Source organism: Mycobacterium sp. SMC-14, assembly GCF_046250075.1.
Taxonomy (GTDB): Bacteria; Actinomycetota; Actinomycetes; order Mycobacteriales; family Mycobacteriaceae; genus Mycobacterium.
Genome location: NZ_CP176429.1, coordinates 2145901 through 2170237, shown reverse-complemented (window position 1 = coordinate 2170237; position 24337 = coordinate 2145901). Strand labels below are relative to the sequence as shown.

At 65.3% G+C, this 24337-nt stretch carries 26 protein-coding genes and 1 pseudogene; 19 read left to right on the top strand and 8 right to left on the bottom strand.

The window, feature by feature from the left end; all coding sequences use genetic code 11:
• The first annotated feature begins 9 nt into the window (after positions 1-9).
• Positions 10-588 carry a hypothetical protein gene (locus ACKY0W_RS10110; protein ID WP_409437433.1) on the top strand — a complete coding sequence of 193 codons (579 nt, stop codon included), beginning with the start codon at positions 10-12 and terminating at the stop codon, positions 586-588.
• Between the two features lie 21 nt (positions 589-609).
• On the top strand, positions 610-2265 hold the full coding sequence (locus ACKY0W_RS10105; RefSeq protein ID WP_409437432.1) for a recombinase RecB: 1656 nt from the start codon (positions 610-612) through the stop codon (positions 2263-2265).
• Between the two features lie 6 nt (positions 2266-2271).
• Here the strand turns inward: ACKY0W_RS10105 and ACKY0W_RS10100 are convergent, their stop codons facing one another.
• Positions 2272-2667, bottom strand: coding sequence for a hypothetical protein (locus ACKY0W_RS10100; protein WP_409437431.1), 396 nt, complete (start codon positions 2665-2667; stop codon positions 2272-2274).
• Positions 2668-2788: 121 nt separating this feature from the next.
• Here ACKY0W_RS10100 and ACKY0W_RS10095 point away from each other — a divergent pair, with 121 nt between their 5' ends.
• The 4 genes from ACKY0W_RS10095 (at position 2789) to ACKY0W_RS10080 (ending at position 5831) form a co-directional block, all read left to right on the top strand.
• A complete protein-coding gene (locus ACKY0W_RS10095) occupies positions 2789-3100 on the top strand; it encodes a hypothetical protein (protein ID WP_409437430.1) in 312 nt (103 codons plus the stop codon).
• A 111-nt stretch (positions 3101-3211) separates the two neighbouring features.
• Positions 3212-3904: a glycoside hydrolase gene (locus tag ACKY0W_RS10090; protein ID WP_409437429.1), complete on the top strand. Its 693-nt coding sequence runs from the start codon at positions 3212-3214 to the stop codon at positions 3902-3904.
• 227 nt (positions 3905-4131) lie between these two features.
• Positions 4132-5316: an ISL3 family transposase gene (locus ACKY0W_RS10085; RefSeq protein WP_409434498.1), complete on the top strand. Its 1185-nt coding sequence runs from the start codon at positions 4132-4134 to the stop codon at positions 5314-5316.
• A gap of 80 nt (positions 5317-5396) precedes the next feature.
• Positions 5397-5831 carry a DUF6319 family protein gene (locus ACKY0W_RS10080; protein WP_409437428.1) on the top strand — a complete coding sequence of 145 codons (435 nt, stop codon included), beginning with the start codon at positions 5397-5399 and terminating at the stop codon, positions 5829-5831.
• A gap of 8 nt (positions 5832-5839) precedes the next feature.
• Here the strand turns inward: ACKY0W_RS10080 and ACKY0W_RS10075 are convergent, their stop codons facing one another.
• Together ACKY0W_RS10075 and ACKY0W_RS10070 are read right to left on the bottom strand one after the other, a co-directional pair.
• A complete protein-coding gene (locus tag ACKY0W_RS10075; protein WP_409437427.1) occupies positions 5840-8206 on the bottom strand; it encodes an AAA family ATPase in 2367 nt (788 codons plus the stop codon).
• Positions 8207-8250: 44 nt separating this feature from the next.
• Entirely contained in the window at positions 8251-8940 is a 690-nt protein-coding gene (locus ACKY0W_RS10070) for a type 1 glutamine amidotransferase domain-containing protein (protein WP_409437426.1), read from the bottom strand.
• 77 nt (positions 8941-9017) lie between these two features.
• Here ACKY0W_RS10070 and ACKY0W_RS10065 point away from each other — a divergent pair, with 77 nt between their 5' ends.
• Together ACKY0W_RS10065 and ACKY0W_RS10060 are read left to right on the top strand one after the other, a co-directional pair.
• Positions 9018-9518, top strand: a complete 501-nt coding sequence (locus tag ACKY0W_RS10065; protein WP_409437425.1) for a TspO/MBR family protein — start codon at positions 9018-9020, stop codon at positions 9516-9518.
• Between the two features lie 61 nt (positions 9519-9579).
• Entirely contained in the window at positions 9580-10713 is a 1134-nt protein-coding gene (locus tag ACKY0W_RS10060; RefSeq protein ID WP_409437424.1) for a TIGR03857 family LLM class F420-dependent oxidoreductase, read from the top strand.
• A gap of 22 nt (positions 10714-10735) precedes the next feature.
• Here ACKY0W_RS10060 and ACKY0W_RS10055 read toward each other — a convergent pair whose 3' ends face one another.
• Positions 10736-11731, bottom strand: coding sequence for an oxygenase MpaB family protein (locus tag ACKY0W_RS10055; protein WP_409437715.1), 996 nt, complete (start codon positions 11729-11731; stop codon positions 10736-10738).
• 246 nt (positions 11732-11977) lie between these two features.
• On the opposite strand from ACKY0W_RS10055, the gene ACKY0W_RS10050 reads away from it, so the two are divergent.
• A complete protein-coding gene (locus ACKY0W_RS10050; protein ID WP_409437423.1) occupies positions 11978-14179 on the top strand; it encodes a molybdopterin-dependent oxidoreductase in 2202 nt (733 codons plus the stop codon).
• A 9-nt stretch (positions 14180-14188) separates the two neighbouring features.
• Here ACKY0W_RS10050 and ACKY0W_RS10045 read toward each other — a convergent pair whose 3' ends face one another.
• Both ACKY0W_RS10045 and ACKY0W_RS10040 read right to left on the bottom strand, forming a co-directional pair.
• Positions 14189-14875, bottom strand: a complete 687-nt coding sequence (locus tag ACKY0W_RS10045) for a serine protease (RefSeq protein WP_409437422.1) — start codon at positions 14873-14875, stop codon at positions 14189-14191.
• Between the two features lie 16 nt (positions 14876-14891).
• Complete coding sequence (locus ACKY0W_RS10040) at positions 14892-15557, bottom strand: serine protease (RefSeq protein WP_409437421.1); 666 nt, start codon at positions 15555-15557, stop codon at positions 14892-14894.
• Between the two features lie 343 nt (positions 15558-15900).
• Here ACKY0W_RS10040 and ACKY0W_RS10035 point away from each other — a divergent pair, with 343 nt between their 5' ends.
• Genes ACKY0W_RS10035 through ACKY0W_RS10025 form a run of 3 tightly spaced genes read left to right on the top strand, consistent with a single transcriptional unit; the run spans position 15901 to position 17962 of the window.
• The gene (locus ACKY0W_RS10035; RefSeq protein ID WP_409437420.1) at positions 15901-16260 is read left to right on the top strand and encodes a type VII secretion target; all 360 of its coding nucleotides are present in this window, start codon (positions 15901-15903) and stop codon (positions 16258-16260) included.
• Positions 16261-16266: 6 nt separating this feature from the next.
• Positions 16267-17475, top strand: a complete 1209-nt coding sequence (locus tag ACKY0W_RS10030) for an amidase domain-containing protein (RefSeq protein WP_409437419.1) — start codon at positions 16267-16269, stop codon at positions 17473-17475.
• A 55-nt stretch (positions 17476-17530) separates the two neighbouring features.
• Positions 17531-17962, top strand: a complete 432-nt coding sequence (locus tag ACKY0W_RS10025; protein WP_409437418.1) for a hypothetical protein — start codon at positions 17531-17533, stop codon at positions 17960-17962.
• A 95-nt stretch (positions 17963-18057) separates the two neighbouring features.
• On the opposite strand, the gene ACKY0W_RS10020 is transcribed toward ACKY0W_RS10025, so the two are convergent.
• On the bottom strand, positions 18058-18534 hold the full coding sequence (locus ACKY0W_RS10020; RefSeq protein ID WP_409437417.1) for a hypothetical protein: 477 nt from the start codon (positions 18532-18534) through the stop codon (positions 18058-18060).
• Positions 18535-18650: 116 nt separating this feature from the next.
• Here ACKY0W_RS10020 and ACKY0W_RS10015 point away from each other — a divergent pair, with 116 nt between their 5' ends.
• From ACKY0W_RS10015 to ACKY0W_RS09985, 7 genes are all read left to right on the top strand, one after another.
• Entirely contained in the window at positions 18651-19007 is a 357-nt protein-coding gene (locus tag ACKY0W_RS10015) for a type VII secretion target (protein ID WP_409437416.1), read from the top strand.
• A 14-nt stretch (positions 19008-19021) separates the two neighbouring features.
• The gene (locus ACKY0W_RS10010) at positions 19022-20491 is read left to right on the top strand and encodes a hypothetical protein (RefSeq protein ID WP_409437415.1); all 1470 of its coding nucleotides are present in this window, start codon (positions 19022-19024) and stop codon (positions 20489-20491) included.
• A gap of 331 nt (positions 20492-20822) precedes the next feature.
• A complete protein-coding gene (locus ACKY0W_RS10005) occupies positions 20823-21044 on the top strand; it encodes a hypothetical protein (RefSeq protein ID WP_409437414.1) in 222 nt (73 codons plus the stop codon).
• Positions 21032-21367 carry a DUF732 domain-containing protein gene (locus ACKY0W_RS10000; RefSeq protein ID WP_409437413.1) on the top strand — a complete coding sequence of 112 codons (336 nt, stop codon included), beginning with the start codon at positions 21032-21034 and terminating at the stop codon, positions 21365-21367. The genes ACKY0W_RS10005 and ACKY0W_RS10000 overlap by 13 nt, the downstream gene beginning before the upstream one ends.
• A 53-nt stretch (positions 21368-21420) precedes the next feature.
• Positions 21421-21690, top strand: coding sequence for a hypothetical protein (locus tag ACKY0W_RS09995; protein WP_409437412.1), 270 nt, complete (start codon positions 21421-21423; stop codon positions 21688-21690).
• Between the two features lie 819 nt (positions 21691-22509).
• Positions 22510-23085 carry a hypothetical protein gene (locus tag ACKY0W_RS09990; RefSeq protein WP_409437411.1) on the top strand — a complete coding sequence of 192 codons (576 nt, stop codon included), beginning with the start codon at positions 22510-22512 and terminating at the stop codon, positions 23083-23085.
• Positions 23082-23954 carry a nucleotidyl transferase AbiEii/AbiGii toxin family protein gene (locus ACKY0W_RS09985; RefSeq protein WP_409437410.1) on the top strand — a complete coding sequence of 291 codons (873 nt, stop codon included), beginning with the start codon at positions 23082-23084 and terminating at the stop codon, positions 23952-23954. The genes ACKY0W_RS09990 and ACKY0W_RS09985 overlap by 4 nt, the downstream gene beginning before the upstream one ends.
• A 181-nt stretch (positions 23955-24135) precedes the next feature.
• Here the strand turns inward: ACKY0W_RS09985 and ACKY0W_RS09980 are convergent.
• A pseudogene (locus ACKY0W_RS09980) lies at positions 24136-24305 on the bottom strand (hypothetical protein); the annotation flags it as partial.
• Positions 24306-24337: the final 32 nt, after the last annotated feature.

Genomic DNA, 24337 nt, shown 5'->3' with positions numbered 1-24337 from the left:
ACTGCGGTGGTGAAGTTACGCCCCTCGATCGCACTGTTGCTGTTCGTCGTCGGTGGAGCTGCCGGTCTGATCGGTGATCACTCGCACGTGGTCACCGGGACCACCGAATACCTGCCGGGATCGCACGTGGTGCCGTTCATCTGGAGCAGCCCGCTGTACTTCCCGATCCTGGTCGGGTCCGCGACCGTCTTCCTGGCGGAACTGCGACTGCATCTCCCCTCGCCGCGGACCGCGGTCACGGTGCGTCAGGGGGTGGCTGGCCTGGCCGCGGTCCTGGGCAGCTACGTCGTCACCGCGATGTTGCATGCCTCGCCGGTGGTTCCCCTCACGACGTTGATCTGTGCGTTCGCCGCCATCACGTTCTGCGCCTTGGGCGATCGTCCGGCGATAGTCTGCGGTGCGCTGGTCGCGGTCGTCGGTCCGGTGGTCGAGATCGGGATCGCCGCAGCCGGACACTTCCGCTATGTCCCCGGCTCGGACGGGCTGTTCGGTGTGGCGCCGTGGCTGGTTCCGCTGTATTTCGCATTCGGGGTCGTCGCCGCGCTCTTCGCTGAGATCGCCACCGGCGTCAGGCGGTCGGCAGACTAGGGCAACCTGAGGACGGACGCGATGGCACCGGTCACGCTCGGCGGCTACCCGGCGAAACAGTGTGCCCGCGTCACCCATAACGAGTTCGCCCCCGGAGTTCCCGAAGCCGCACCGCCGCGCCCGGATCTGGAGTCGCTGCGCACTGCCGGAATCGCCTTCGAGGAACGGGTTCTCGACGAGCTGCGGTCACGCTACGGCGACTCGGAGCGCCTGCTGTTCCTCGACGCCGACACCAGCCGGGCTGAACGCCAGCGGCGCACGGTGGCCGCGATGCAGGCCGGAGTCGAGGTGATCGCCGGCGGGCACCTGCCGGATATCAACGGCCGCAGGGGCCTTCCCGACGTGTTGATCAAACACCGGGACGGCTACCTTCCCGTCGACATCAAGAACCACCGCACCGTGATCGCCGGAAAGCGCTCGGAGGTGCAGATTTCGACACTGTCGGAGCCCGATCGGCGGGTGACCCTTCCCGGCTACAGCGATCACGGCGCACGTTGGCGTGACGATGTCATGCAGCTGGCGCACTACACCCGGATGTTGCAGGAGTTGGGCTTTCACTGCGGGGTGAGCAGCGGCGGCATCATCGGCAGCTCCGACCTCGCCGCACTTCTCGGCGAGAGCCTCGGTATCACCTGGTATGACCTGAATGCCGAGAACATCGTCACGTATTCGGCCAGCGAACCGACGCACCGCAAAGCGCGCTCGGCCCTGCAACGCTACGACCATGAGTTCGCGTTCCGCCTCGACGTCGCGGCGGCCGCGGCGGCCGGGCGAGAGCTGGTGCGGCCCTACCGCATCAGCGACTGCGCCACCTGCGCGTGGTTCGACTACTGCGCCGCGGTGGCCGGCGGCGACGATGCGTCGTTCGCGATCGAGGCGGGTCACCTCACCATCCGGGAGTGGCAATACCTGTATCGACACTGCGGCGACGGCGCGACGTTGAGCCTCGCTCAGCTGGCCGCTGTCGATGTGGAGGCACACCTTCAGGCATTCCGGCTGCAGTCCGTCGGCACCAAGATGCCGCAGGATCGGCTGACCAACGCGGTTCGACGGGCCCGGATGAGTTGCACCGGAATTGATTTCGAGACACACGAGCCCGGGCTGCCGATCGTTCCCTGCGCCGACATCGAGGTCGACTTCGACATCGAGTGGGACGATCAGGGCCGGATCTATCAGTGGGGTCTGCGTATTCGCGACGGCCAAGACGACGCCACGGCCCGCTATCAACCCGTGGTCTCGTTCGATCCCCTCGACGAGGCCGGCGAAGCCGAACTCGCCGCCGAGTTCGCCTCCCGGATACGGCAATTACGCAGCGACGCCGCGCGGGAAGGCAAGTCGCTGCAGGTCTTCCATTGGCACCACCCCGAGATCAGCAGCACGCGCAGGTTCGCCGAAGTGGAGAAGGCGCTCGACGGTCTCACCTATGACCTGCGCAAGTGGTTCGACGCGACGTTCTTCGCCCGTACCTCGTCGTCGATCAAGCAGGTTGCCGGCTTCTTCGGCTTCGGCTGGAACGTCGACGACCCCGGGGGCCTGGCTTCCCAGGGCGCCATCGAAACCGCCCGGGGCAACGGTCCGCAGGCCGATGCCGCGCGGCAATGGTGCCTGAGCTACAACGAATGTGACGTCGCGGCGCAGGCCGCGATCCGTGACGGATTGCGCGCGTACGGCCGCTGAACCGGCTCAGCCCTGGGTCTTGGCCGTCGGGCAGATGTTGGTGCGGGCCGACTCGACCACCTCGCCGGCGGTGGGCTTGGCGATCTGCAGGTAGACGGAGACCTGCTCGACGATGAGGCTGGTCGGATGCTTCGGGAACTCCAGGCAGGCGGTTCGTCCGGCGGCCAGGCGGCGGGCCTCCGTGCCGGGCGGGAACTTCCCGCGGATGGCGTTGAGGTAGGCCATCTCGGCCCGACTGGGGTATGTCGACTGCTGCTGGGTGCACAGCAGGATGTCGGGACTGTTGCCGCAGTAGTCGGGATCACGAGGATTGAGCGGGTCGGCCTGAGCGGATGACGCAGCACCGATCAGCCCGGCCAGCACACCTGCGGCCAGGGTCGCCGCGAGTGCGGTTGATTTCACGTCCACGCCTTTCTTCTCGCCGCTGACGCTAGCAGCAATACCAAGCCACTCGGAGTGACTTGCCGGGTCTGGCCTGCACCGGCGCGGCCCCTTCCCCCGCACCCGCCGTAGCATTGCCGGTATGAGTTGGGCAGCCCGGTTCACCGCACCCATGGCCGTCGCCGGTGTCGCGACGGGAGTTCTGGTCGGGGCCGCGCCGGCGCACGCCGACGACGCCAGCTTCATGAAGTACCTCAATACCCACGGCTACACCGCCCGCTACGCGAATGACGAGCCGATCTCGGAGTCCAGCGTGCGCGCACTCGGGCACATGATCTGCGAGAACCTGCATGTGGGCCGAACGGTCGAGATCCAGCAGCCGCACTACTCGGCGTGGCCGCAGTTCCCACTGATCGCCGACGCGGCGCGCCAGGAGCTGTGCCCAGGCGGGTAATTCGGTGCGGCGAGGCCGCCGCAGCAGCACGGCCCGCCGGCACCGATCGGCGGCGACTCGATACCCCCCGCAGAGCGCCGGTCCGGCGGCTTCCAAGGTCAAGTAACTAAAGTGCTCTGGGTGGACGGACGAAAGATAGCCAGGATCTGCGGTCGCAGCCTGGCCATTCTGACGTCGCTGGCGGTCTCCGCCGCCCTCATCCACGCCCAGAGCAGCCACGATGCGGTGCCCAAGCCCACCCAGACCGCCGAAGCGGCGCCGTCGGCTCCGCCACACACGCCGCCCACCGGAGGGATACGCCTCGCCAACCCCGCGGAGGCCGCGGCTCTGGCGGCGAGCGTGCCGATGCCCACCGAAGGCCAGCAATTCACCTTCCCGCTGCCTGCCGGGGTGGCGCCGGAGAATGGACTGCAAGTCAAGACCATTTGGGCGGCCCGCACCATCGGCGTGCTGTTTCAGGAGATCAAGACCATCTACGGGTATCGCCAGGATCCGTTGAAGTGGCATCCCGACGGGTTGGCCATCGACGTGATGATCCCGGACTATCACAGTGAGGCCGGGATCCTGCTCGGCGACCAGATCGCCGGCTATGCACTGGCCAACGCCCAACGGTGGGGCGTCAACCACGTGATCTGGCGCCAGAAGATCTATCCGGGCGTCGGCGGCGGCAACTGGACCTCGGATTACGGCAACGAAACCGCCAACCACTACGACCACGTCCACATCGCCACCGACGGCGGCGGCTACCCCTCCGGGCAGGAGACCTACTTCATCACCTCGATGACCCCACCGCCGAAGGATTGAGCGGCGACCTCAACCGCTCCGTCGAACGTGTGTGGCGCTCCTAGGGTTCTAGTGGGCGCCTTTTCCCTGCTCAGGGCGATATTGGTCTGCGCTGCAATAGGATTTGACGGTTCGTCGGTGAAATGAGGGACGCGCACGCGGTGCGCCTCTAGGTTTCGGGGTTACCACACCAACCTCAACCGCAAGGAACGATCCGCGTGCGCGTCAGTACTGCATTTAACCGCCTATTGCAGATTCCCGGAGCCACGGTCACCGATGTCGCCATCGACGGCGGTGAGATCGAGGTCAGCCTGCGCCCAAAGGCCAGGCTGCTGCGCTGCCCATGCGGCAAACACTCACGGTCCATTTATGACCGCCGGCGCCGGCGCTGGCGCCATCTGGATTTGGCTCGATCACAGCTGTGGCTGGTCTACGAGATTCGCCGCATCGACTGCCCAGACTGCGGGGTGATCACCGAAGAACTGCCCTGGGCCCGTCCCGGCGCGCGTCATACCCGCGACTTCGAGGACATGGTGCTCTGGCTGGCCCAACGCACCGACCGCACCTCGGTGGCCACGTTAATGCGCTGCGCCTGGGAAACCGTCACCGCGATCATCACCCGCGGCGTGGCCGAGCTGCTTGATCAGCGCCGCCTGCAGACGCTCTACCGCATCGGGGTCGACGAGATCTGCTACCGCCACCCCCACCGATACCTGACCATCATCGGCGACCACGACACCGGAACCGTCGTCGACATCCAACCCGGCCGCAGCGAGCAATCACTGACCAACTTCTATGCCGCCCAGACGGATTGCTCACTGGCACAGATCGAAGCCGTCAGCATGGACGTCTCAGCCGCCTACACCGCCGCCACCACCGCAGCGGTCCCACACGCGACCATCTGCTACGACGGCTTCCACATCATGCAATGGGTCAACCGTGCCCTGGACCGCGTCTTCGCCGAATCGATCCGCCTACCCGGGTACGCCACAGCGGACTGGAAAGCCGCCCGATGGGCGCTGCGTACCGGCGAGAACAAACTCAACGACGAAAAACGCGCCCTGGTCAACCAGATCGCACGCACCAACCGTCGTATAGGCCGAGCCTGGACCCTCAAAGAACAAGCGCGCGACCTCTACCGCTACGACCACGAACCCGGTGTCGCCCGCAGATTGCTCAAAGCCTGGATCACCGCAGCCAAGCGTTCCCGCATCCCCGCGTTCGTCGCGCTGGGAAAACGCTTCGAGGCTTACTTCGAACCCATTCTGGCCGCGATCGAACTCGGCATCAGCAACGCCCTCATCGAAGGCATCAACGCCAAGATCCGACTCATCAACGCCCGCGGCTACGGACACCACTCCGCCCAAACCCTGAGCTCAATGATCTACCTCTGCCTCGGCGGCCTACACCCCAAACTCCCCACACAAACCTGAGGAGTCGCACGTGTGTTCTAATACGTGGTGAGCTTGCCCGCCGCCGCGGGCGACGAATGAGCAAGGAGGTCGCCACGATTATGACTGCACCCACGTTCGCCCCCGAAGCCCCGGCCATCACCCCCGAGGCCGTTGGGGCGGGTTCGTTCACTGACGCCCCGCCGGCCGCCGACGCTGCTGCCGCGGCCCCGAAGTCCCCCGCTGCCCCCGAGGTCAAGGAGCCGGTCAAGAAGTCGGCCGGGAAGAAGGCCAAGACGCTCGAGTTGACCCTGACCGTGACCGGCTCCGCCGACGGCGAATGGCACGCCGAGATCAAGCAGGGCAGCAACTATCTGGTGCGCAATCTCGCCGTCGCGGCCGCCGCGGTGTCACGCGCCGCCAAGGAACTCCACGAGGACCTGTTCGCACCGATCGAGGCATTGATGGATGAGGCGCGTTCCCAGCATGCCGCGCGGGTGGCCGCACTCGAAGCCGAGCTCGAAGCCGCGCGGAAAGCCTTGGCAGACTTGGACTGACGTCAGAGTCATCGACGCGCGAGCCAACCCAGAAACTGCTCCACGGTGAACACCGGTTTGCCGTAGTCCTGGGCCTTGCGGGCCTTTCCGGACTGCGTGCCCACTTCGGCGATGACCAGCACCTCACATCGCGTCTTGGTCACCGAACGCACCGGCGCCAGTCCGGCCGAGGCAGCCAACCGCTCCACCTCGTCGCGATCGAGCACGCGGCCTTGGCCATCGACCGCGGTTCCGGTGAAGCAGATGCGGGCGCCGGGAACCAGCACCGCATCGATGTTGTCGGCCATCGACGGCGCCTGCGCCAGCCCGGCTGCCAGGTCGCCGGCACCCAGCGCATTCAGTGCGTCGTGCAGGCGCGCCGACACCTCATCCGGTAGCCGGGTGCGGGTGGCGGCGAGCAGCAGTTGGTCGGCGGCGGCCTGGCACGCCGCCTGCTCCCAATTGTTCTGCCCCGCCAGCGATGCCGGGCCGACGGGTGTGGCGCCCAGCAGGACCGCTCCGAGGCCTCGGCTGATCCGCAACAGCGCGGACAGCGCCGGAAGGTGTTCTGCCGTCGGGGTTGCGGCGTCGGGATCGCGGCTGATCAAAAGTCCCGAGAGCGCGACGGTGTCGTCGGGGTCTTCGAACGGCGACGAGCCGGACTCCAGGTCGACGGTATCGAGGCGCTCAAGCGCCGACCGGGCACGCCGCAACGCCGTGTCGCCGGCGATACTTGGACCCCGCAGTTCGATGCCGAGCGGCATCGGAACCACCTGCCCCAGTCGCTTGAGTTCGAAGTCGATCAGGCCCAGCGTCTCGTCGACTTTGACGCCCACCGGCGTGCACCCGGCCAGCATCGGTGCGATCACCGCCCAGGCCTCCCGCAGCGTCGGCGCCAGCAGCACGTCGGCCACCCCGATCCGATACGCCTGGCGGGCGTCGGCCAGATCCCGCTGCGGGTTGATCAGCGTCGACACAGCGGTGCCGTCGTCGAACGCGACCGCCAGTTCCACCGGGCGCGGCCGCGACATCCGCCCCTCATCCCCCACCGTGAGCAGACCGATCGCGCAGTAACGGCGCGCCCGATCGCCGTCGACCGAGGCACGCAGGAACCGGGCGATCCGGCGATCCACCTTCAGGTCTTTCGGCAACACAGGGCGTTTCAGCACGAGCCCGGCCAACGAGGTGCAACGGCTCAACGCCACATACAGCTGACCGGTGGAGAACATGCCGCCGGACAGATCCACCACCAGCCGCTCGAGGGTCTGGCCCTGGCTCTTGTGGATGGTGATCGCCCAGGCGAGTTTGAACGGCAGCTGGGTGAAGGTGCCGACAACGTCGCGGCGCAAGGATCCGCCCTCGACCACGGGACGAGTGGCCTCCCAGGTGAAGGGGGCGACTTCGGCGATGCCACCGTCGGGAAACTCGATTTCGACCACCGCGCCGTGGCGGTCATAGCCCACCCCCACCACGCGGCCGATCGAACCGTTCACCCAGCGCTCGGCCTGATCGTTGTTGAGCATCATCACCTGGGCGCCGACCTTGAAGCGCAACTCGTCGTCCAGCGGCTTGTCGAACAGGGACAGGTCGCCGGATTCGGTGGCGCGGTGCACCATCTCCTGGCCCGGCAACCGCTCCAGCTGCTGGCGGTTGCGGGCGGTGACCAGCCTGTTGGTGGGCGCCAACGTCAACCAGAATTCGCCGTCCGGCGGCACGAAGTCGGCGTCCACCCGGGCGTCCAGGTGCGCCCTCGCATGGCCCAGCAGCACGCCTTCACGAATCTCGTTGAGAATCGCGGTCATCCGGTCATCGCCGAGCTGGCGGAATACCGTTGTCAACGAGACGCTGGGGAAATCCACCCGCTGGAAGGTGTGCGCCGAAAAGAAGTACGGGGTGTCATAGGTTGTCGAGAAGTAGTGTTGCTCACCTTCGGTGACCACGGGCGGCAGCTGGTAGAGGTCGCCGACCAGCACCACCTGAACGCCGCCGAACGCCGTTCCGGGCTCGGGGCCGAAGCGTTGCAGCGCTCCCGCGATCATGTCGAACACGTCGGCGCGCACCATCGACGCCTCGTCGATGATCAGCGTCTGCAGCTTGGCCAGTGTCTTGGTGAAGCGACCGGGCCGGTAGCCGCCGCCGGTGACATCGGACAGCGTTGTGGTGGGCCGGAATCCGAACAGGCGGTGGATGGTGTGGCCGTCGACGTTGAGCGCGGCGATCCCGGTCGGCGCGACCACCACGACGTTGCGATCGGTGTTAGCCATGAAGTGACGGATGAGCGTCGACTTGCCCGTACCGGCCTTACCGGTCAGGAAGAGGTTTCGCCCTGCCGCCAATAGCCCCAACGCGGCACGGAACTCCTCGGTCAGCACGACGGTATTGCTGGCTGCAACCACGCTGGCACCCTACTGGTGAGCGAGGCCGCGGACCGGCGAGGGCGTCACCTGCCCAGCACGGAGACGATCTTCTTGGCGGTCGCCTTGGCCGATCCCGGATTCTGGCCGGTGACCAGTCGCCCGTCGACGACGACGTGCGAGGCGAACGGAATCAGGCCCTTGCCGTAGTGGGCCCCGCGCTTCTTCATCTCCGCTTCGGCGTTGTAGGGCACCAGCTTGTTGACGCGGGCCAGCACCTCCTCCGACCAGGCGAATCCGGTGAGCTTGCGTCCGGCGACCAACAGCGATCCATCGGAGAGCGTGGTGTTGAGCAGGCCGCAGTAGCCGTGGCAGACCGAGGACACCACTCCCCCGTTTTCGAAGATCTCGCGTGTGATGCGTTGCAGTCCTTCGCTGTTCGGGAAGTCGTACATGACGGCATGCCCGCCGGTGAAGTAGATGGCGTCATACTCCGCTGGGTCGATCTCGTCCGGTGCGGCGGTTCCGGCCAGCAGCGCCATCTTCGTATTGTCGGCCTTCCACGCCTTGGCGCTCTTGTCGAAGTTGGGGAACTTCAGCGAACGCGGTTCCAGCGGCGATCGCCCGCCTTTCGGGCTGACGATCGTCTGTCGATAGCCCGCATCGGCGAAGACCTGATAGGCGTGGGTCAGCTCGGAGAGCCACAATCCGGTCGGCTCGGCAGGGTCGTCGTAGTGGGCGACGTTAGAGACGACGTTGAGGATGCGCTTGGTCATCTCCCCAGGATTCTCCTGGCACTCCGGTAGCGCCAGCGAACTGGCCAGGTACTGCGATTGAGTTCTACTGTGGCCAGATGGGAGCGCTCTCGCCGAAAACCCAGCAACCGAATTCCCAACACCTCGCCGCGTTCCTGATGTCGCTGGTGCTCGTCGTCATCGTTGCGGCCCTCGGGGGGCTCGCCTCGGCAGACGCCGCCGCCGACTACGGACGGCTCGCCCAACCGAGTTGGGCGCCACCGAGCTACCTGTTCGGTCCGGTGTGGAGTGCTCTTTATCTGTTGATGGCGGTCGCGGCCTGGCTCGTCTGGCGCGCGGATCCTCGCTGGACAAATCCCGCGATCATCGCCTACGGGGTACAGCTGCTGCTGAATCTGCTGTGGTCGCCGCTGTTTTTCGGGCTGGGCTGGCGCGGTCTGGCCCTGGTCGACATCGCGCTCCTGGACGTCGCCGCGGCGGTCACCATCGCGGCGTTCTGGAAGGTCCAGCGCGGGGCGGCGTGGATGATGCTGCCGTATTTCGGATGGATCCTGTTCGCGACCGCGCTGAACTTCTCGGTGTGGTCGCTGAACAGCTGAAACGTGCGGAACCTTGGCCGGACCGCTTGTATAACGCTACTCGCCGTAGTGTAATTGCGGGATGAATCGCACCGCACCGCTGGTCACCGACCCGTCGAGCGCAGCTGACACCGACATCCAGCTGAACGAACTCGGCTATTACGCCGTCACCCGACACCCGGCGGATGCTCGCGTGGTGCTGCCCGAAGCCCGGGAGGCCGACGCGCTCGGGTTGGGTTCGTGCCACATCGGGGAACGCTTCACGGTCAAAGATCCGGCGGTGCTCAGCGGCGCCGTGGCGGGCTGCAGCTCCAGGCTGGGGATCGCCCCGTCGACCAACCACCACACCCGCCACCCCACGGTGACGGCGACCGTGGGATCGACCATGCACGCCCTGACCGAGGGACGCTTCGCCATGGCATTCGGCCGCGGCATGGCCGGGTACTGGCCGGCCATCGGCCTGCCGACGGTGACCGCGGCTCGGCTGCGTGACTTCTTTTCCATCCTGCGCCGGCTCTGGGCCGGCGAGACGATCTTCAATCACGACGGGCCGGCGGGAAAGTGGCCGATGCTGCGCCACGCCAACGGCTTGGGCGAGGGACCGCCGATCGGCTTGGTCGCCGTCGGCCCCAAGACGATGGAACTCGCCGGTGAGATCGCCGATTTCGTTGTGCTGCATACCTTCTTCTCGGACGAGGCGACCGCGGCATCGGTCGCGGCGGTGCGACGCGGCGCCGAACGCGCGGGCCGTGACCCCGACAGCATCCGCATCTGGGCGTGCCTGGCGACGGTGTGCGACTCGCTGTCGCAGGACGATCAACTGCGCCGCGGGGTCGGCCGGCTGGCGACCTACTTGCAGGCCTATCCCGATGTGCTGGTCTCCGCCAATAGCTGGGATCTGCAGGTGTGGGAGCGAATCCGGCAGTCCGAGCTGTTCACCGATGCCGCGACCGCCGGGCCCATCGACGCCAGCGCCTCGTACGAGACGCTGCAGCGCATCGCCGAGCTGATTCCCGCCGAATGGTTGGCGGCAGTGGCAGCCGGATCGGCCCGCGACTGCGCGAGCACCATCGCCCGGCAGTTCGATCTGGGCGTGCACTCGGTGATCATGCACGGGGCCAGCCCCCACGAGCTCGCGCCGGTCGTGCAGGCCTACCGGGCCAACCGGCCGACGCTGCACCGGGCCGTCACGGCGAACCCGGGCAAATTCGCCTGAGCCCGAGGCACTTCAGTCCGGGTCAGTCGACTTTCGGGCAGTAGAAGTGCGGGTCGTTGCGGTAGTCCACCGGCGGGAGGTTACGCGCCGGGGTCTGCACCAGGGGTGCGTCCACCGGAAGGCGGCCCGAGGCACGATCCAGCGCCGATCGCTTGCGCGGATGCATCAGCGCACGCTTGGGGCCGTACTTGGACACGAAGGTGATGGCCTTGCAGAGATATCCGTGCACCCGCTCCTGGCGCGCAGACCAGGTGTAGCCCATGAGTTCACGGACCGGCGGGTCATAGAGGGCCACCGTCATGAACGTCAGGAAGCGCTGCATGACCTTGAGGTTCTGCGCCCACAACCAATCCGGAATCCATTCCAGTGACGGGTGTTTGGGCATGGTCGACAGGTCCATGACCTCACGGGCCGCCCAATTGTTCTCCAAGACGTTGTTGCACATGTGATCCCAGTACGCTTCGAACTCCTCCCAGCTCTTGGGCACCGGGCGCATGCTCATGCCATACATGCGATACCACTGCACGTGCTCGTCGAAGAGTTGCCGCTTGTCGGCCTCGGTCAGCCCGCCGGCGAACTTCTCGGCGGCCAGCAGGGTCGACTTGAAGAAGGTCGCGTGCGCCCAGTAGAAGACGTCAGGGTTCAGCGCGCTGTAGCGGCGCCCCTGCTCATCGACGCCCTTGATGCCGATGTGGTAGTCGCGGACCTCGGCGCCGGTCTGCGGTGCGCGATAGCCGTCGAACACCACGCCGCCGATCGGGTAGATCGACCGCATCAGGCGCGGAATGCGCTCGATGAAGAAGATCGAGTGATCTTTGACCGCGGCACCGAGCTGCGGGTGCATGTTCTGCATGGAGCCGGCCCAGGTCCCCTGGAACAGACCGGTCCATTGGCCGAAGTACTTCCAGGTCAGCGAGTCGGGGCCCAGCGGAATCGGGGGTGCGTCGTAGCCGCTGTTGCTCACAGGACAGCCGGCAGCTATCGGCGTCTCGTCGGCCGCGGGGCAGGTTTCCGACATGTCTTGAGTCACGAGCGCGCACTCCCAGTCATCGTTGACCACTTCTGACAACATGCGTTATCAGTATTGAAGTCTAGGGGGACTCCGGGCTCGGGTCAATGAGGGGCCACTCGGGTCGGCCTGAATCCGTGGCGGTGGAGGTGACCAAGATGCCAGAATTCTCATCGGTGCGCACACGGCAACAGCGCGAGTCGGGGGATCGTGATTCACGCCAATGCGCGATGACTGCCGCGGATGGAGACACCAATGACGACTGTCGACCTGCCCCTGTCGTACTCCTCGGGCGCGAGCACCACGCATAACAGTCAATGCACACTGTGTGAGGCGCACTGCGGCATTCAGATCACCGTGACCGACGGCAAAGTCAGTCGCATCCAGGGCAACTCCGAGGACGTGTTCTCGCACGGCTACATCTGCCCCAAGTCGACCGCGATGGGCGGGCTGCACGACGACCCGGACCGCCTGCGTACGCCGATGCGGCGGGTCGGCGAAGCCTTTGAACCCGTGAGCTGGGAACAAGCCCTTTCCGACATCGGCACCCGGCTGCGCTGGATCCGCAAAGTGCACGGCAAACAGGCCGTGGGGATGTACCTGGGCAACCCTGCTGCGCACAGTTCCGCAGCGATCTACGGCCTGCTGCTTCGCGCGGCCCTGATGACACCCAACTTCTTCTCCGCGTCGAGCATCGATCAGATGCCGCACGAGTTCGCGGCCTGGAAGGTGTTCGGCTCCAACGTGCTGATCCCGATCACCGACATCGACCGGACCCAGCGCCTGGTGATCCTCGGCGCCAATCCAGCCGTGTCCAACGGATCACTATCGGTCATGCCCGGGGCCAAACGACGCATCAAAGCGGTGCGCGATCGCGGCGGGACCGTCGTCGTGATCGACCCGCGCCGCACCGAGACGGCAAAGCTGGCTGACGCCCATGTCGCGGTGCGCCCGGGTGGCGACCTCTATCTCCTGCTGGGCATGCTGCATGTCCTGATCAACGAAAACCTCTGCGACACACCGGCGATTACCCACCAGTCGGTGGGTCTACCCCAACTGCGCCGCCTGGTCGCCAACGCCAGCCCCGAGGCCGTCGCCGCACGCGCCGGTGTCGATGTCGAGACCATCTACACCCTGGCACGTGACCACGCCGCGGCGGAGTCGGCAGCCATCTACTGCCGGATCGGCATCTGCCACCAAGAAACCGGGACGCTGGTGAGTTGGCTAGTCATGGTCATCAACGCGGTCACCGGCAACCTGGACCGAGCCGGCGGCACCATGTTCTCCACGCCGGCGGCCGACGTGCCACGCGTGGCGAAGTACATCCCGGCGGGCTACGGCGCGTGGACCGACCGGTCTGGGCATTACAAGTCCTTCCGCGGTGAGCTTCCCGCGGTCGTCATGGCCGACGAGATTCTCACCGCAGGCGAGGGCCAGATCAAGGCGATGATCACCTGCGCCGGAAACCCGGTGTCCTCGATCCCGCAGAAAGGCCGCCTGGACCAGGCCATGGCTTCGCTGGATCTGTATGTGGCCATAGACATGTACGTCACCGAAACCAGCCGGCATGCCGACTACATCTTGCCTCCGGCCTCACCGCTGGAGCGCGAAGACGTCGGACTGCTACTCCCGGTCTTCAGTGTGCGCAACAACATTCGTTACCAACATCGAACTTTCGAACCACCGGCGGGCACCAAAGACGACTGGGAGATCCTGAGCCTGTTGATGCTTGAGCTGCTGCCGGTCCCGCTGCGCAAGGTGATCGCACCGGTGCGCGAACGACTGGTCTCCGCGATCAATCCGCTGCGCATGGCCGCCATCTCCCTGGCGGCTGGACCCTATGGCTGGATCCGTAAAGGCCGCAAAGGCATCACCATGCGACAACTACGAGACAGCGCCGGAGGCCTGGACCTCGGGCCACTGCGCCCCCGGCTGCGGGAGGTCATCGGCACCCGCGACCGCAAGGTGCAGCTCGCGCCGGAGGAGTTCGTCGCCGCCGCAGCCACGTTGCTCGACGGCCCCGCCGGCCCGGCAAGCGCCTACGACCTGCAGCTCATCGGCCGACGCCAGCTCCGCAGCAACAACTCCTGGCTGCACAACGTGCCGTCGATGACCAGTGGTTCCAACCAATGCACCGTGCACATGCACCCCGACGACGCCAAGAATCGCGGGCTTGCCGAGGGCGACACGGTGCAGGTCACTTCCGACATCGGAAAGATCGAGGTGCCGCTGCACATCAGCGACGACATGCGGCCCGGCACCGTCTCGGTCCCCCACGGCTGGGGACACCGCAACACCGGCTGGCGCCACGCGGACTCCCTGCCGGGGGCCAACGTGAACGACCTGCACGATCCGCAGCGGGTGGACACCTTCACCGGGACCGCTGCCCTCAACAACACCTGGGTTTCCGTTACTGCCAACGCAATTGCGGTCGAGGACGATGGGCTTCAACGGTAAGGATCCCGCTCAACTTCCGATCGGCACGAATCCGCTGCCGGGTCCTTCGTTGGCGTTGACGTCGTCGAGGATTGCATTGAATTTCGTCAGGTATGTCAGCGGCCTCGGAAGCGAATACTTGGTGCCTAGAGTCATGCCGCCTGCGTAGACCATGCCGACCAGCAGACCGTCCATGGTTACCGGGGCTCCCACATCACCTGGGTCAAATTGCGCCAACAGGTTCACGCGCGGCCCGAAGGGGGTCGTGATGCGACCACAGAGACCAGGGGTCGCGGGTCCCCACTTGCACACTGCCGAATCGAACTGGGGTTCTGGGCCTAAGCCGTTGACCACCACGCCGACGTAGTCCGACACCGGGACCAAGTCGGGCACATCGAACTTGATCACCGCGTAACGAAGGTCGCCGTTGACGGCCACCACGGTTCCCACCGTGGTGTCTGTTCCGGCGACCCCGACGACAGCACCTGGCCCGCCACACTGCGCTCCGGTGAAGCCGACCACGTCGCCGGCCCGATCACGTCCGATCGTCGTCAAGGTGCAGTAGCTGTTGCCATCAACGACGATGGCCGCCCCACCGCCCAAGATCACCATCGCAACCGCGGGTGGGGCGACGGGTAAGCCCACACCGAAAAGCAGTGCGAGGGTGAGGGCGAGGCGCCAACGCTTGAACTGCAAGGCGTTCCCCTTCACTTTCATCGAACGAACCGCCCCATCAACTTCCGACCGGCACGAATCCGCTGCCCGGTCCGTCACCGGCGTTGACGTCTTCCAGGATCGCCCTGAATTTCGTCACGTATGTGACATCCATTGGTGGACTGTATCTGCCCCGATAGAGGAGGTTGCCGCCGTAGACCAGGCCGACCAGCCGACCGTCCATCGTTACCGGGGCACCCACATCGCCCACCTCAAATCGGCCAACCATCGGCACGTCCGGCCATCCGTCGCGCCAAACGGAATTGCAGATACCAGGGGTTGCAGATCCCCACTTGCACACCAGCGAACCGGCCACCGGGTCTGCACCGATGCCGTTGATCACGGTGCCGGCATAGTCAGACACCGGAATCAGTTCGGGCACATCGAATTTGATCACCGCGTAACGAAGGTTGTTGTTGACGGCAACCACGGTGCCCACGGTCGTGTCTGTTCCCGCGATCGCTACCACCGCCCCTGGCCCACCGCACTGTGATCCGGTGAAACCCACCACATCACCGGCCCGATCACGCCCGATCGTGGTCAAGGCGCAGTAGCTGTTTCCGTCAACGACGATGACCGCCCCACCACCCACGATCACCATCGCGGCCGCGGGTGGGGCGGCGGGTAGGCACGCGCCGAAAAGCAGTGCCAGGGTGAGCAAGAGACGCCAACTGGCGAATTTCATTGCGCTTCTTCCGTTCGATTCAGCCAGCGTCGCCGTAAGGGCGCGCCAGGAAGAGTGAGTGGCGGCGGTCCGGCCTGCGCGTTAACTGGCGATGAAGTCTTCGAAGTCGGCGTGGGTCGCCGAGGCCAACCCGAATGTCGCCAAGGCACCCACAGACGCTCCCGCAGCAGCCACCCGCCGCGGCGACGCGCAACCATTTACCTTAAGCCAACCTGAGATCTTCACGGCAACTGCCTATCACGGAAGGGAGTGAACCGCCATTCGAACGCAGACCCGAGAAACACCGACCTACCCGCAACGACAGTGAATTCCGCAAACCGTCATTCACTAATACAGTTCCCTCATGACCGCCCCCGTCCTGCAGGTCACTCCAGCCAGCCTGCGCGAGCTGGCGCAACGCTGCCAGGGCTTGTCTGGTCAGGTCGCACCGCCCGTGCCGGCGGTAAGTGCGCCAGCATGGCAGGTGAGCGGCGCGGCGGTGAGCAGCATAAACACCGGCGCCAGCAAGGCTGCGACAGCGATGCGTGGGCGAATGACAGCGAGCTCGGCCAAGCTGGCCACGGCAGCGCGCGAATACGAGGCGATGGACAACGATGGCGCCAGCGCCCTGGCTGCAGTGGCCCAAGGCGGAGCGGGCACGCGCCGGTCGGTCCCCCACTCGGGAGCCGACGGCGGCGCCGGCGGGCTCAGCATTCCAAGGTAGCCCCGCATGACGTTTCCGACGCTGACGCAGATCGAGGACGCCAACTGGGACTACCTCAAGTCCAACGCCACCGCGTGGACCGATCTCGCCAACACATGGGAGGCGGCATTCACCGGCATCCGCGACGCCGCCATCCGGCCCGGCGGCACGCCATGGACCGGCGCTGGCGGCGGCGCGTTTCAACTTCGCACCGCCGCCGACGTAGTGAAGGTTCACAGCCCGGCCGACATGTTGCGCAACGCCGCCGGGATCGCCAGCCGCGGCTACGACACTCAAATAGCAGGTAAGGGGCTCGTGCTCGCTGCCGTCGACGCCGCCGAACGCGAGTACTTCCGGGTGGGCGACGACTACTCCGTGACCGACACCTATACCTACTACAGTTCCGCCGCGGAGCAAGCAGCGCGCGAACACGCCGCCCAAGGCCACGCCAGCTTCATCAAATCCCGCGCCGCCAAATTGGTTTCAGGCGAAGCAGAGATCGCCCGCAGCCTCACCGCCGCGACTGCGGGATTGCACGAATTCGGATTCGGCGATGAGGGGGCCGACGGCGGCGCAGGTAGCAACGAGCAGCCGCGCGTGGTGCTGATGAACGACGAGGAGCCTCCTCCTATCTTGCTGGGCCGTCCCTTGTCGACAAATCGGCAAGACGCAGTCGATTACGCAGAGCAGTGGGCCGAAGGATTCAACCCAGATTACGAGTCACTTGGCGGAGGGGATCTGGACTGCACGAACTTCGTGTCACAGGTGATGCGGGCCGGTGGCTTTGGTGACGTCGGCAATGGGATCGATGACTGGCACCGGGGCGACAGCGATGACTGGTACTACCAGAACGGAGGCGCAGTGTTCCCCGGCAACACGGCGTCTACAACCTGGACACTCGCAAAAGAGAACCACAACTTCGTGACCCAGCATTCTGGGCGAGGCGAAATCGTAGCGGTCATACCAACCCCAACTAGAGCCGGGCTAGATCCGCTAGCACCGTCGCGTGCAGGTCTTCTGCCCGGCGATCTGATCTACTACAAAGACGCTGACGGGCAGATCAACCACGCGGCCGTCTACGTAGGGCAGGCCATGATCAATGGAGTGCCCACCGATGTCATTAACCAGCACTCTGGAGGCATCAAGACGCACGGTGACTGGATGCCCGACTCGGCCGAGTACACGCACGCCCCCGCGCAAGTCGAGTTCGTTCATCTCAAGTACCCAGGAGAATGAAGCAGTGTCGATTCGGTTCGGTGCATATCGCAGGGCATTGATAATTTTGGTAGCGGTGACCGCTGCCATCGCCACCGCCGCTGCGATCTGGTTCTACCTGTCGACGTCGAAATTCGATAGCGGATCTATGGGCGACTACGGCCCGCAAAAACAACAGGACTGGGCCGAGCGATTGGTAACTGGGCTGAACACCCGTGATGTGAACCAGGTTCCAGTCCTGCGCGCCAACGGCCAGCTATCAGACGCGCAGAGAAAAACTGTCGAGTCCGCCATGCCAGCTTCAGGCTGCCACTATGAATTGCTGGCAGTGGCCGATCGCGGCGAGCAGGGGCGCAGGACAATCCCGGGACTAAGCACAGAGAACTCGGCCTACAGATTCGACATGAATCTGAACGAACGGTGCTCAGGAGTGACCCGAACTCGGGTCCTGGGCGTCATGTCCATCGCCGAAATGGGCTACTGGGAACCGTTTTACTTCACGGTCTAGGAGCATGCCAGCCAAACCGGATAGGACGACCCGCAAACAACGTGCCGGCGCGCCACCATTATCGGTTCCAGTAGTTCTGAAATGCGCACGGTCCTCTACCGAGACGGCGCCTGTTCCCCGGCGGGTCCGCCCGCCAGTGCGTCCAGCACCCGATCGATGAACCGGTCGGCATGAGCACGAAGGCTGTCGTTGGTGTGCTGGGTCGTGTCGACCTCGATCGGATCCCCCGATGCGAAGCGCACCCGCATGGCGCGCCGGTACGTCCGCTCCCCGAAACCGTCCGCCGACCCATAAGCATGGACGTCGACCCCAACGACCTGGCTCAGCGGCCGGATCACCGCAGCCAGATTCTGTTCCTCCGCAGCGTCCGCAATGTAGTCCAACTGTCCGATCGCGTGCCTGTCGATCCAGACAAGACGGCACCGGTGATCTGGCAGCTTCTCGCGGGCGAAGCCGTCAACCGGCCATCGCCTAACCAGCTCGCCGATCTGCTCAACAACGATCCGGGGCGGCCGCGACCAGTCCGGGAATACGTCCCTGGCAATCTGCCGGAGTCGTTCTTCGTTCGCCATGGACGTCAAAGTAACCCGAACGAACGACCGTCGCCCGCTGGAGCGGTCGGTCCCCGTGAACGGCCCGACCCCGTCAGTGAATTCCACAAACAGCGATTCACTAATACAGTTTGCCCATGACCTCCCCCGCCCTGCGGGTCACCCCGGTCAGCCTGCACGAGCTGGCGCAGCGCTGCACGGTGCTGTCGGGGCAACTAACGCCGGCACTGCCCGCGGCTACCGCGTCCGGCTGGCAGTCCAGCGGAGCAGCGACCAGCAGCGTCAATTCCGGCGCGAGCAGCGTCGGCACCGCCTCCAAGACCCGGATGACCGCGACCTCGAACAAACTGGGCACCGCCGCTCGGGGGTACGAGTCGATGGACCACGACAGCGCCACCACCCTGGCCGCAGTCCCCCAGCACGCAGGCGGCCTTCCCTCGCTGGTCCCCCGCAACTCCGGTGTCGACGGCGGCGCCGGCACGCTAGGGGTATAGGCAGGTAGACCGCGATGTCTGGATTGCCGCCACTGACCGAGATCGAAAACGCCAACTGGGATTACCTCACCACCAATGCCACCGCCTGGACCAACCTCGCCAACACCTGGGAAGCCGCGTTCACCGAAGTCCGTGACGCCTCAAAGAGTCCCGGAGGCTCCCCCCGGACCGGCGCCGGCGCCGAAGCCTTTCAACAGCGCGCCGCCGCCGACGTGGTGAAAATCCACGGTCCCGCCGACATGCTGCGCAACGCCGCCGCTATCGCCACCCGCGGCGCGCAAGCCCAGCAGAGCAACAAGGGAATGGTGCTCTCTGCCGTCAATACCGCCGAGCGCGAGGATTTTCGGGTCGGCGACGACTACTCGGTCACCGACACCTGGACCTACTACAGTTCCGCCGCGGAACAGGTGCAGCGCGAGACCGCCGCGGAAAGGCATTCCAGCTTTATCAAGTCCCGCGCCGCCAACCTGGTCAACAACGAGCAGGAGATAGCCCGCCAACTCAGCACTGCCACCGCGGGCCTGCACTCGTTCAGCTTCGGTGAAGACGGCGCCGATGGTGGGGCGGGTGGCAACGGGCAGCCGCGCGTGGTGCTCGTCGATGACGTTCGCCGCGACCCGACGATCCAAGGCCCGGCCAGCACTCCTGAACGTGAGCAAGACGGCTACGACCTGCAAGACCAGTTCCAAGACGGCCAGGGGCCGATCTTCGGCGGCGATCCGCGGCAGTTTTACCCGGACGGCCGGCCAGCAGACTTCCCGCGAAGCCCCGCCTCCCAACTCGCCCAGGGGCCTGACGGCACTCGACCCCTGCCGACTGGCACCGCGTTGGGAACCGACGGTAGGCGCTACGCGTTCTTCAGCAACCCTGACGGCTCGGTACAGCCGGGAATCAGTCCTTGGGCGACGAACGGCACGGTATGGGATTTCACCGACCCGAACCATCCGGTGAGAGTCGGTGATCTACCTGGGATTTTCCAGGCCAGCGGCGCCTATGACGCCGCCACCAACCAGATGGTCATCATCGGCAACGCCAGCAACACAGAAAACGACCTCACCAGGGGGATGTGGGTTTCGGCGCCTATCGACCCCGCCAACCCGAACGGCTGGGTCAGCACCCTGCACCGTGTCGGCGACGTGGCGCTGCCGGGAAACCGGGAAAGCCAGGTGGTCGCGTTACAAGGCGGCGGTTTCATGCTGGTCGGCGCAACCGAAAGCGGACCGGTATCGGCTATCGCCGCGGCCACTCCCCAAGGGCTCGCCGGGGCGTCTCCGGTGGAAATACTCGCCCAGCGAGACCTGCCCAGTGTGTACGGTCCCACCGTTACCGGGCTGTCCTTCGACCCGGCGACGGGAAAGGAGGTGGTTGGACTGCGGGTGAGTACCTGGACTGATATGCCTCGGCCCCCGGGACTTCCAGCCGGGCAGCCGTTCGATCCATATAATCCGATGACGTACACCACCACTGTCACCGTCGGTCACTAGCAGGGAACAGGGCGGTCCGATGCCGGATAGGTCACTCGCAGTTACGGCAGTACCAGCAATTGTCGTCGCAGGATGCCTGACGTTGGCGCCGACTGCGTGTGGAGCGCCGTCGGGGTTCCCCGACCTCGACGCATTCCACGCGGTTGATCCTGCCTCCTACACAACTCATTTCGGCAGGGGCGGCGGTGGTGTCTTCTTCGCCACCCCCGACGGGTTGCAGTGCGGATGGGCTTCGCTGGCCAACGGGCCAGATGATCACGTCAGTCCGGGCTGCACGGGGCCTCTGCCAGGTGTATCCGGTAGCGACTCGCGAGCCGAGGGCGGCAAGTGCATGGGGGTAGGCGCGCCGACCTCTGAGCCATCGGACCTTGGGCCGTACGGCTTCAAGCAAGAAACCTGCCCAACCATCACCGCGGCGGTGCTGCACGTAGGGCAGAAAATCACCGCGGCCAATACGACGTGCCTGGTCGGCGCGGACCGGCTGACCGCGTGCCTCGACCCGATCCTCAACCGCGGGTTCGTGCTTGAGCCCTCCGGATCGTGGACCTTCTGACCATGCGCACCGTGATTCAGGCTCGCCGCACGCTGTTTGCCGCGGCTGCCGCGGCCGCGGCTGTGGTGATTGCACCGTCGTGGCCGGCGCGCGCCGATGATCAGAGCTATCTGACTTACCTCACGTCCCACGGGTTTCAGTACCACGTGAACGTCGAAACACCGGCAAGGGCAGTTCAATTCGGAAAGAACATCTGCACCAGCCTGCGTTTCAACGGTGACCCGATATCGCGGATCGACAAGAAGATCGCAGGAGCGGTTGACGGCGTGATGGTCGATGCAGCGCAGCACGAACTGTGTCCCGACACCCTGGATACGCCGTAACCCGCGGCCGCTGCCCGTCTTGCCCTTCAGCTGCCGTGAGTTCGGTTCGGCCAATGGCGTTGGCGGTGACTGCGGTCAGCGCCTCCTTGGTGTTTTCGCCGTTCGCTGCGGCCGATCCCGAATGCTCGTCCTACGAGCTGGGCAAGCAGTCCGTCGACGATGCTGCTCGTCAGGGTCCTCTTCATGTGACTGACTTGCCGAGGTACTGCGACACGTTGCTGGCCTGGGAGCTGAAAAGCGGGCGGGTTGCGAGAGTGGAATCTCGGTCGGACTTCATTGCCGGCTGCGACGACGAGGGCCGCGTTCTCATTGCCGGACAGTAGGTTCCCTCAGTCCCGTCAGGTCGCGTGGGTCTACGCATCCGATCTCCCCACGCCGCGGTCACGATGGTGTGCATGAGTCGCATATCGAATGGAATGTTGCCCCTGGTCGGCGTCCCGGCAATGATGGTCGCGTTTCTGCTGGCGTTCTGATCCGCTCCGCGCCCTGGCCACCGCGCCGGGTGCGGCCGCGGTCCGTGACGCCGTCACCGCCGCTGGTTAGAGCTGGACACTGATCGGCTCAGCGATCGGGATCAACGGCAAGGCGGCGCAGGCGCGTTACGGCTGAAAGGGCACGGGGTCCGCGGCGGCTACAGGTTCCGGTGCCGCACCGGGCGCGGGTGCCGGTTGCTGGTGCCGGTGCCGACTCAGCACCAGGTGGGAGATATCTGCAGGAAGCGGAGTCGAACGTCCTTCCGCCGGTGAGCGGAACGGCGTGTACGGCACATTCGTCCCGACCGCCGTCGGATCAAGAGCAGCCCCCTGGGCTGCGAAGTCCAGCGCCGCTTCCCCCAGACCAGCAAAAACCCCTTCCGACGCTGGTCAGAAGGGGTTTTCTCTGTCGGGCTGACAGGATTTGAACCTGCGACCACTTGACCCCCAGGAAGCAGCGGTAACGCGTTTGCCCAGGCCGCCGGCAGTAGTCGCCAGCAGGGCGCCGGGCGTGACGTTCACGGACGTGCAGGTCGTTCAGCATCGTGCATGACGTGTGGTCCCAACGTGGTCCCGGACGAGGACGACCGTTGACCTGGGCGTAGGAAAACCTCTACACTGAGTGGTGGCCTGTAACGATTTTCCTACGGGCACGCCAGGAGGTGTTTCATGAACAGTCGCGCCGTCGACGCCTTGCCAGAGACCTTCCGCTTCAGCGAAGCACTGCAGTACATCAATGAGCGGCAGTTCCGACTACTACTAGGCGAAGGCCAGATCATCCCGCTCTCACGCGGGCTGTACCACAAGGCGGACTGGATCGGTGATACCGACCTCATTGAAATCTCCGCACGGTCACCCCAGGCCACCCTCGCTTTGCGGTCGGCGCTGGCACGCCACGACCTCATCGATGACATACCGGATGCCCTCGACATTGCCATCCCTCGCGGTGCTTGGACACCGATACTGTCCGCTCCTGTCCGCTGGCACCATTTCGCCGAGTCCACTTTCGACATCGGGCGCGACACCCTAGACATCGGCGCGGGGCGCAGCATCGGGATCTACTCGCCGGAGCGCAGCATTATCGACGCGATCCGCCTGCGGCACGCCGAGGGGGAAGACATGCCGGTCGAAGCACTAAAGACATGGCTGAAGCGGGGTGGACAACCGTCGGAGCTCATCAGGATGGCGCGCGACTTCCCGCATGCGGAGCGCGCACTGCGCACCATCTTGAGCATCTTGCTATGAGCACGGCCGCAGAGGTGTTTCGCGCACTCCAACGCCAGGCGAAAGAAGCCGGCCGCCTCACGCAGGAACTCCTTGAGCTGTATGTGCTTGAGGGGTTCCTGGCGCGCCTGGCAGACAGCCCCCACCGGGATCTGTTCGTGCTCAAAGGCGGAGTATTACTCGCGGCGTTCGGCAATCGCCGCCCTACCCGCGACGTCGATCTCGCGGCGCTCGATGTGAGCAATGAAATCAACAACATTCAACGGCTCGTACGCGACATCCTCCGCATCCAGCTGGATGACGGCCTAGAGTTCGCCATCGACTCCGTTAACGGCGAAATTATCCGCGAAGAGGATCCATATGCCGGCGTCCGAATCAGCGCGCGCGCCAAGCTGTACACGGCGAAACTGAACTTTCACGTCGATGTCAATGTCGGCGACCCGATCGACCCCGCTCCCACCGATGTCAGCGTACCCAGACTCGTAGCCGGTGAACCGATTCGCCTGCTCGGTTACCCCATCCACATGGTTCTCGCGGAGAAGACTGTCACAGCTATCCAGCGTGGTACCGCGAACACTCGGTGGCGCGACTACGGTGACATCTGGACGCTGACGCGGCACCACCAGGTCGACGGAAGCCAACTCCACAAGGCCGTCATTACCGTTGGGGCACACCGCAAAGCGACTCTGGCATCGCTGACGGAGACGCTCGACGGCTACGCCGAGATCGCACAGTCGAAGTGGGCGGCGTGGCGCCGTAGGTTGAACAACACATCTCTTCCCGAGCAGTTCTCTGAAGTCGTCGCGGCCGTCATCTTGTTCGGCGAACCCGCGTTGTCTGGCGCATGCGTGGACCTGACGTGGGACCCAACGCATCGAAAATGGGGATGATTGGCCAAAGCCACGCTCCGAAAACCGCGATGCACGCGTGTGCCGCCGAGAGGTCATCGTCGGGTAAGCAACCCTCCAAGAAACTGCAATTCCACCAAGCCGTGAGCGCGGTCGTTGACCGTCGGTTCTTCAAGCAGGGGCACTGAGCGCAGGTTCGACGGCGGGAACGAATACGACTTAGTCACAAGGATTCCCGCTTCGCCCCGGCGCGTAATCCATGGAAGGCTGACCAAGCCCAGCCCGCAACTCGACTGCCGCCCCGCGACGACGTACGCCCTCGGCCTCAGCTCGCTCGATCGCTGCCCGAAGCTGATAAGGATCCGCGCCAGTCTTCATGTAGTCCTTGATGGTTCACAACGGCCGTGGCCCTGCTGCGCGCCACC

Excerpts from the sequence above, each read along its gene's own strand:
- ACKY0W_RS10105 (WP_409437432.1), top strand. The coding sequence starts at position 610 with ATGGCACCGGTCACGCTCGGCGGCTACCCGGCGAAACAGTGTGCCCGC.
- ACKY0W_RS10095 (WP_409437430.1), top strand. The coding sequence starts at position 2,789 with ATGAGTTGGGCAGCCCGGTTCACCGCACCCATGGCCGTCGCCGGTGTC.
- ACKY0W_RS10080 (WP_409437428.1), top strand. The coding sequence starts at position 5,397 with ATGACTGCACCCACGTTCGCCCCCGAAGCCCCGGCCATCACCCCCGAG.
- ACKY0W_RS10070 (WP_409437426.1), bottom strand. The coding sequence starts at position 8,940 with ATGACCAAGCGCATCCTCAACGTCGTCTCTAACGTCGCCCACTACGAC.
- ACKY0W_RS10065 (WP_409437425.1), top strand. The coding sequence starts at position 9,018 with ATGGGAGCGCTCTCGCCGAAAACCCAGCAACCGAATTCCCAACACCTC.
- ACKY0W_RS10060 (WP_409437424.1), top strand. The coding sequence starts at position 9,580 with ATGAATCGCACCGCACCGCTGGTCACCGACCCGTCGAGCGCAGCTGAC.
- ACKY0W_RS10055 (WP_409437715.1), bottom strand. The coding sequence starts at position 11,731 with ATGTCGGAAACCTGCCCCGCGGCCGACGAGACGCCGATAGCTGCCGGC.
- ACKY0W_RS10050 (WP_409437423.1), top strand. The coding sequence starts at position 11,978 with ATGACGACTGTCGACCTGCCCCTGTCGTACTCCTCGGGCGCGAGCACC.
- ACKY0W_RS10045 (WP_409437422.1), bottom strand. The coding sequence starts at position 14,875 with ATGAAAGTGAAGGGGAACGCCTTGCAGTTCAAGCGTTGGCGCCTCGCC.
- ACKY0W_RS10040 (WP_409437421.1), bottom strand. The coding sequence starts at position 15,557 with ATGAAATTCGCCAGTTGGCGTCTCTTGCTCACCCTGGCACTGCTTTTC.
- ACKY0W_RS10035 (WP_409437420.1), top strand. The coding sequence starts at position 15,901 with ATGACCGCCCCCGTCCTGCAGGTCACTCCAGCCAGCCTGCGCGAGCTG.
- ACKY0W_RS10030 (WP_409437419.1), top strand. The coding sequence starts at position 16,267 with ATGACGTTTCCGACGCTGACGCAGATCGAGGACGCCAACTGGGACTAC.
- ACKY0W_RS10020 (WP_409437417.1), bottom strand. The coding sequence starts at position 18,534 with ATGGCGAACGAAGAACGACTCCGGCAGATTGCCAGGGACGTATTCCCG.
- ACKY0W_RS10015 (WP_409437416.1), top strand. The coding sequence starts at position 18,651 with ATGACCTCCCCCGCCCTGCGGGTCACCCCGGTCAGCCTGCACGAGCTG.
- ACKY0W_RS10010 (WP_409437415.1), top strand. The coding sequence starts at position 19,022 with ATGTCTGGATTGCCGCCACTGACCGAGATCGAAAACGCCAACTGGGAT.
- ACKY0W_RS10005 (WP_409437414.1), top strand. The coding sequence starts at position 20,823 with ATGGGGGTAGGCGCGCCGACCTCTGAGCCATCGGACCTTGGGCCGTAC.
- ACKY0W_RS09995 (WP_409437412.1), top strand. The coding sequence starts at position 21,421 with ATGGCGTTGGCGGTGACTGCGGTCAGCGCCTCCTTGGTGTTTTCGCCG.
- ACKY0W_RS09990 (WP_409437411.1), top strand. The coding sequence starts at position 22,510 with ATGAACAGTCGCGCCGTCGACGCCTTGCCAGAGACCTTCCGCTTCAGC.
- ACKY0W_RS09985 (WP_409437410.1), top strand. The coding sequence starts at position 23,082 with ATGAGCACGGCCGCAGAGGTGTTTCGCGCACTCCAACGCCAGGCGAAA.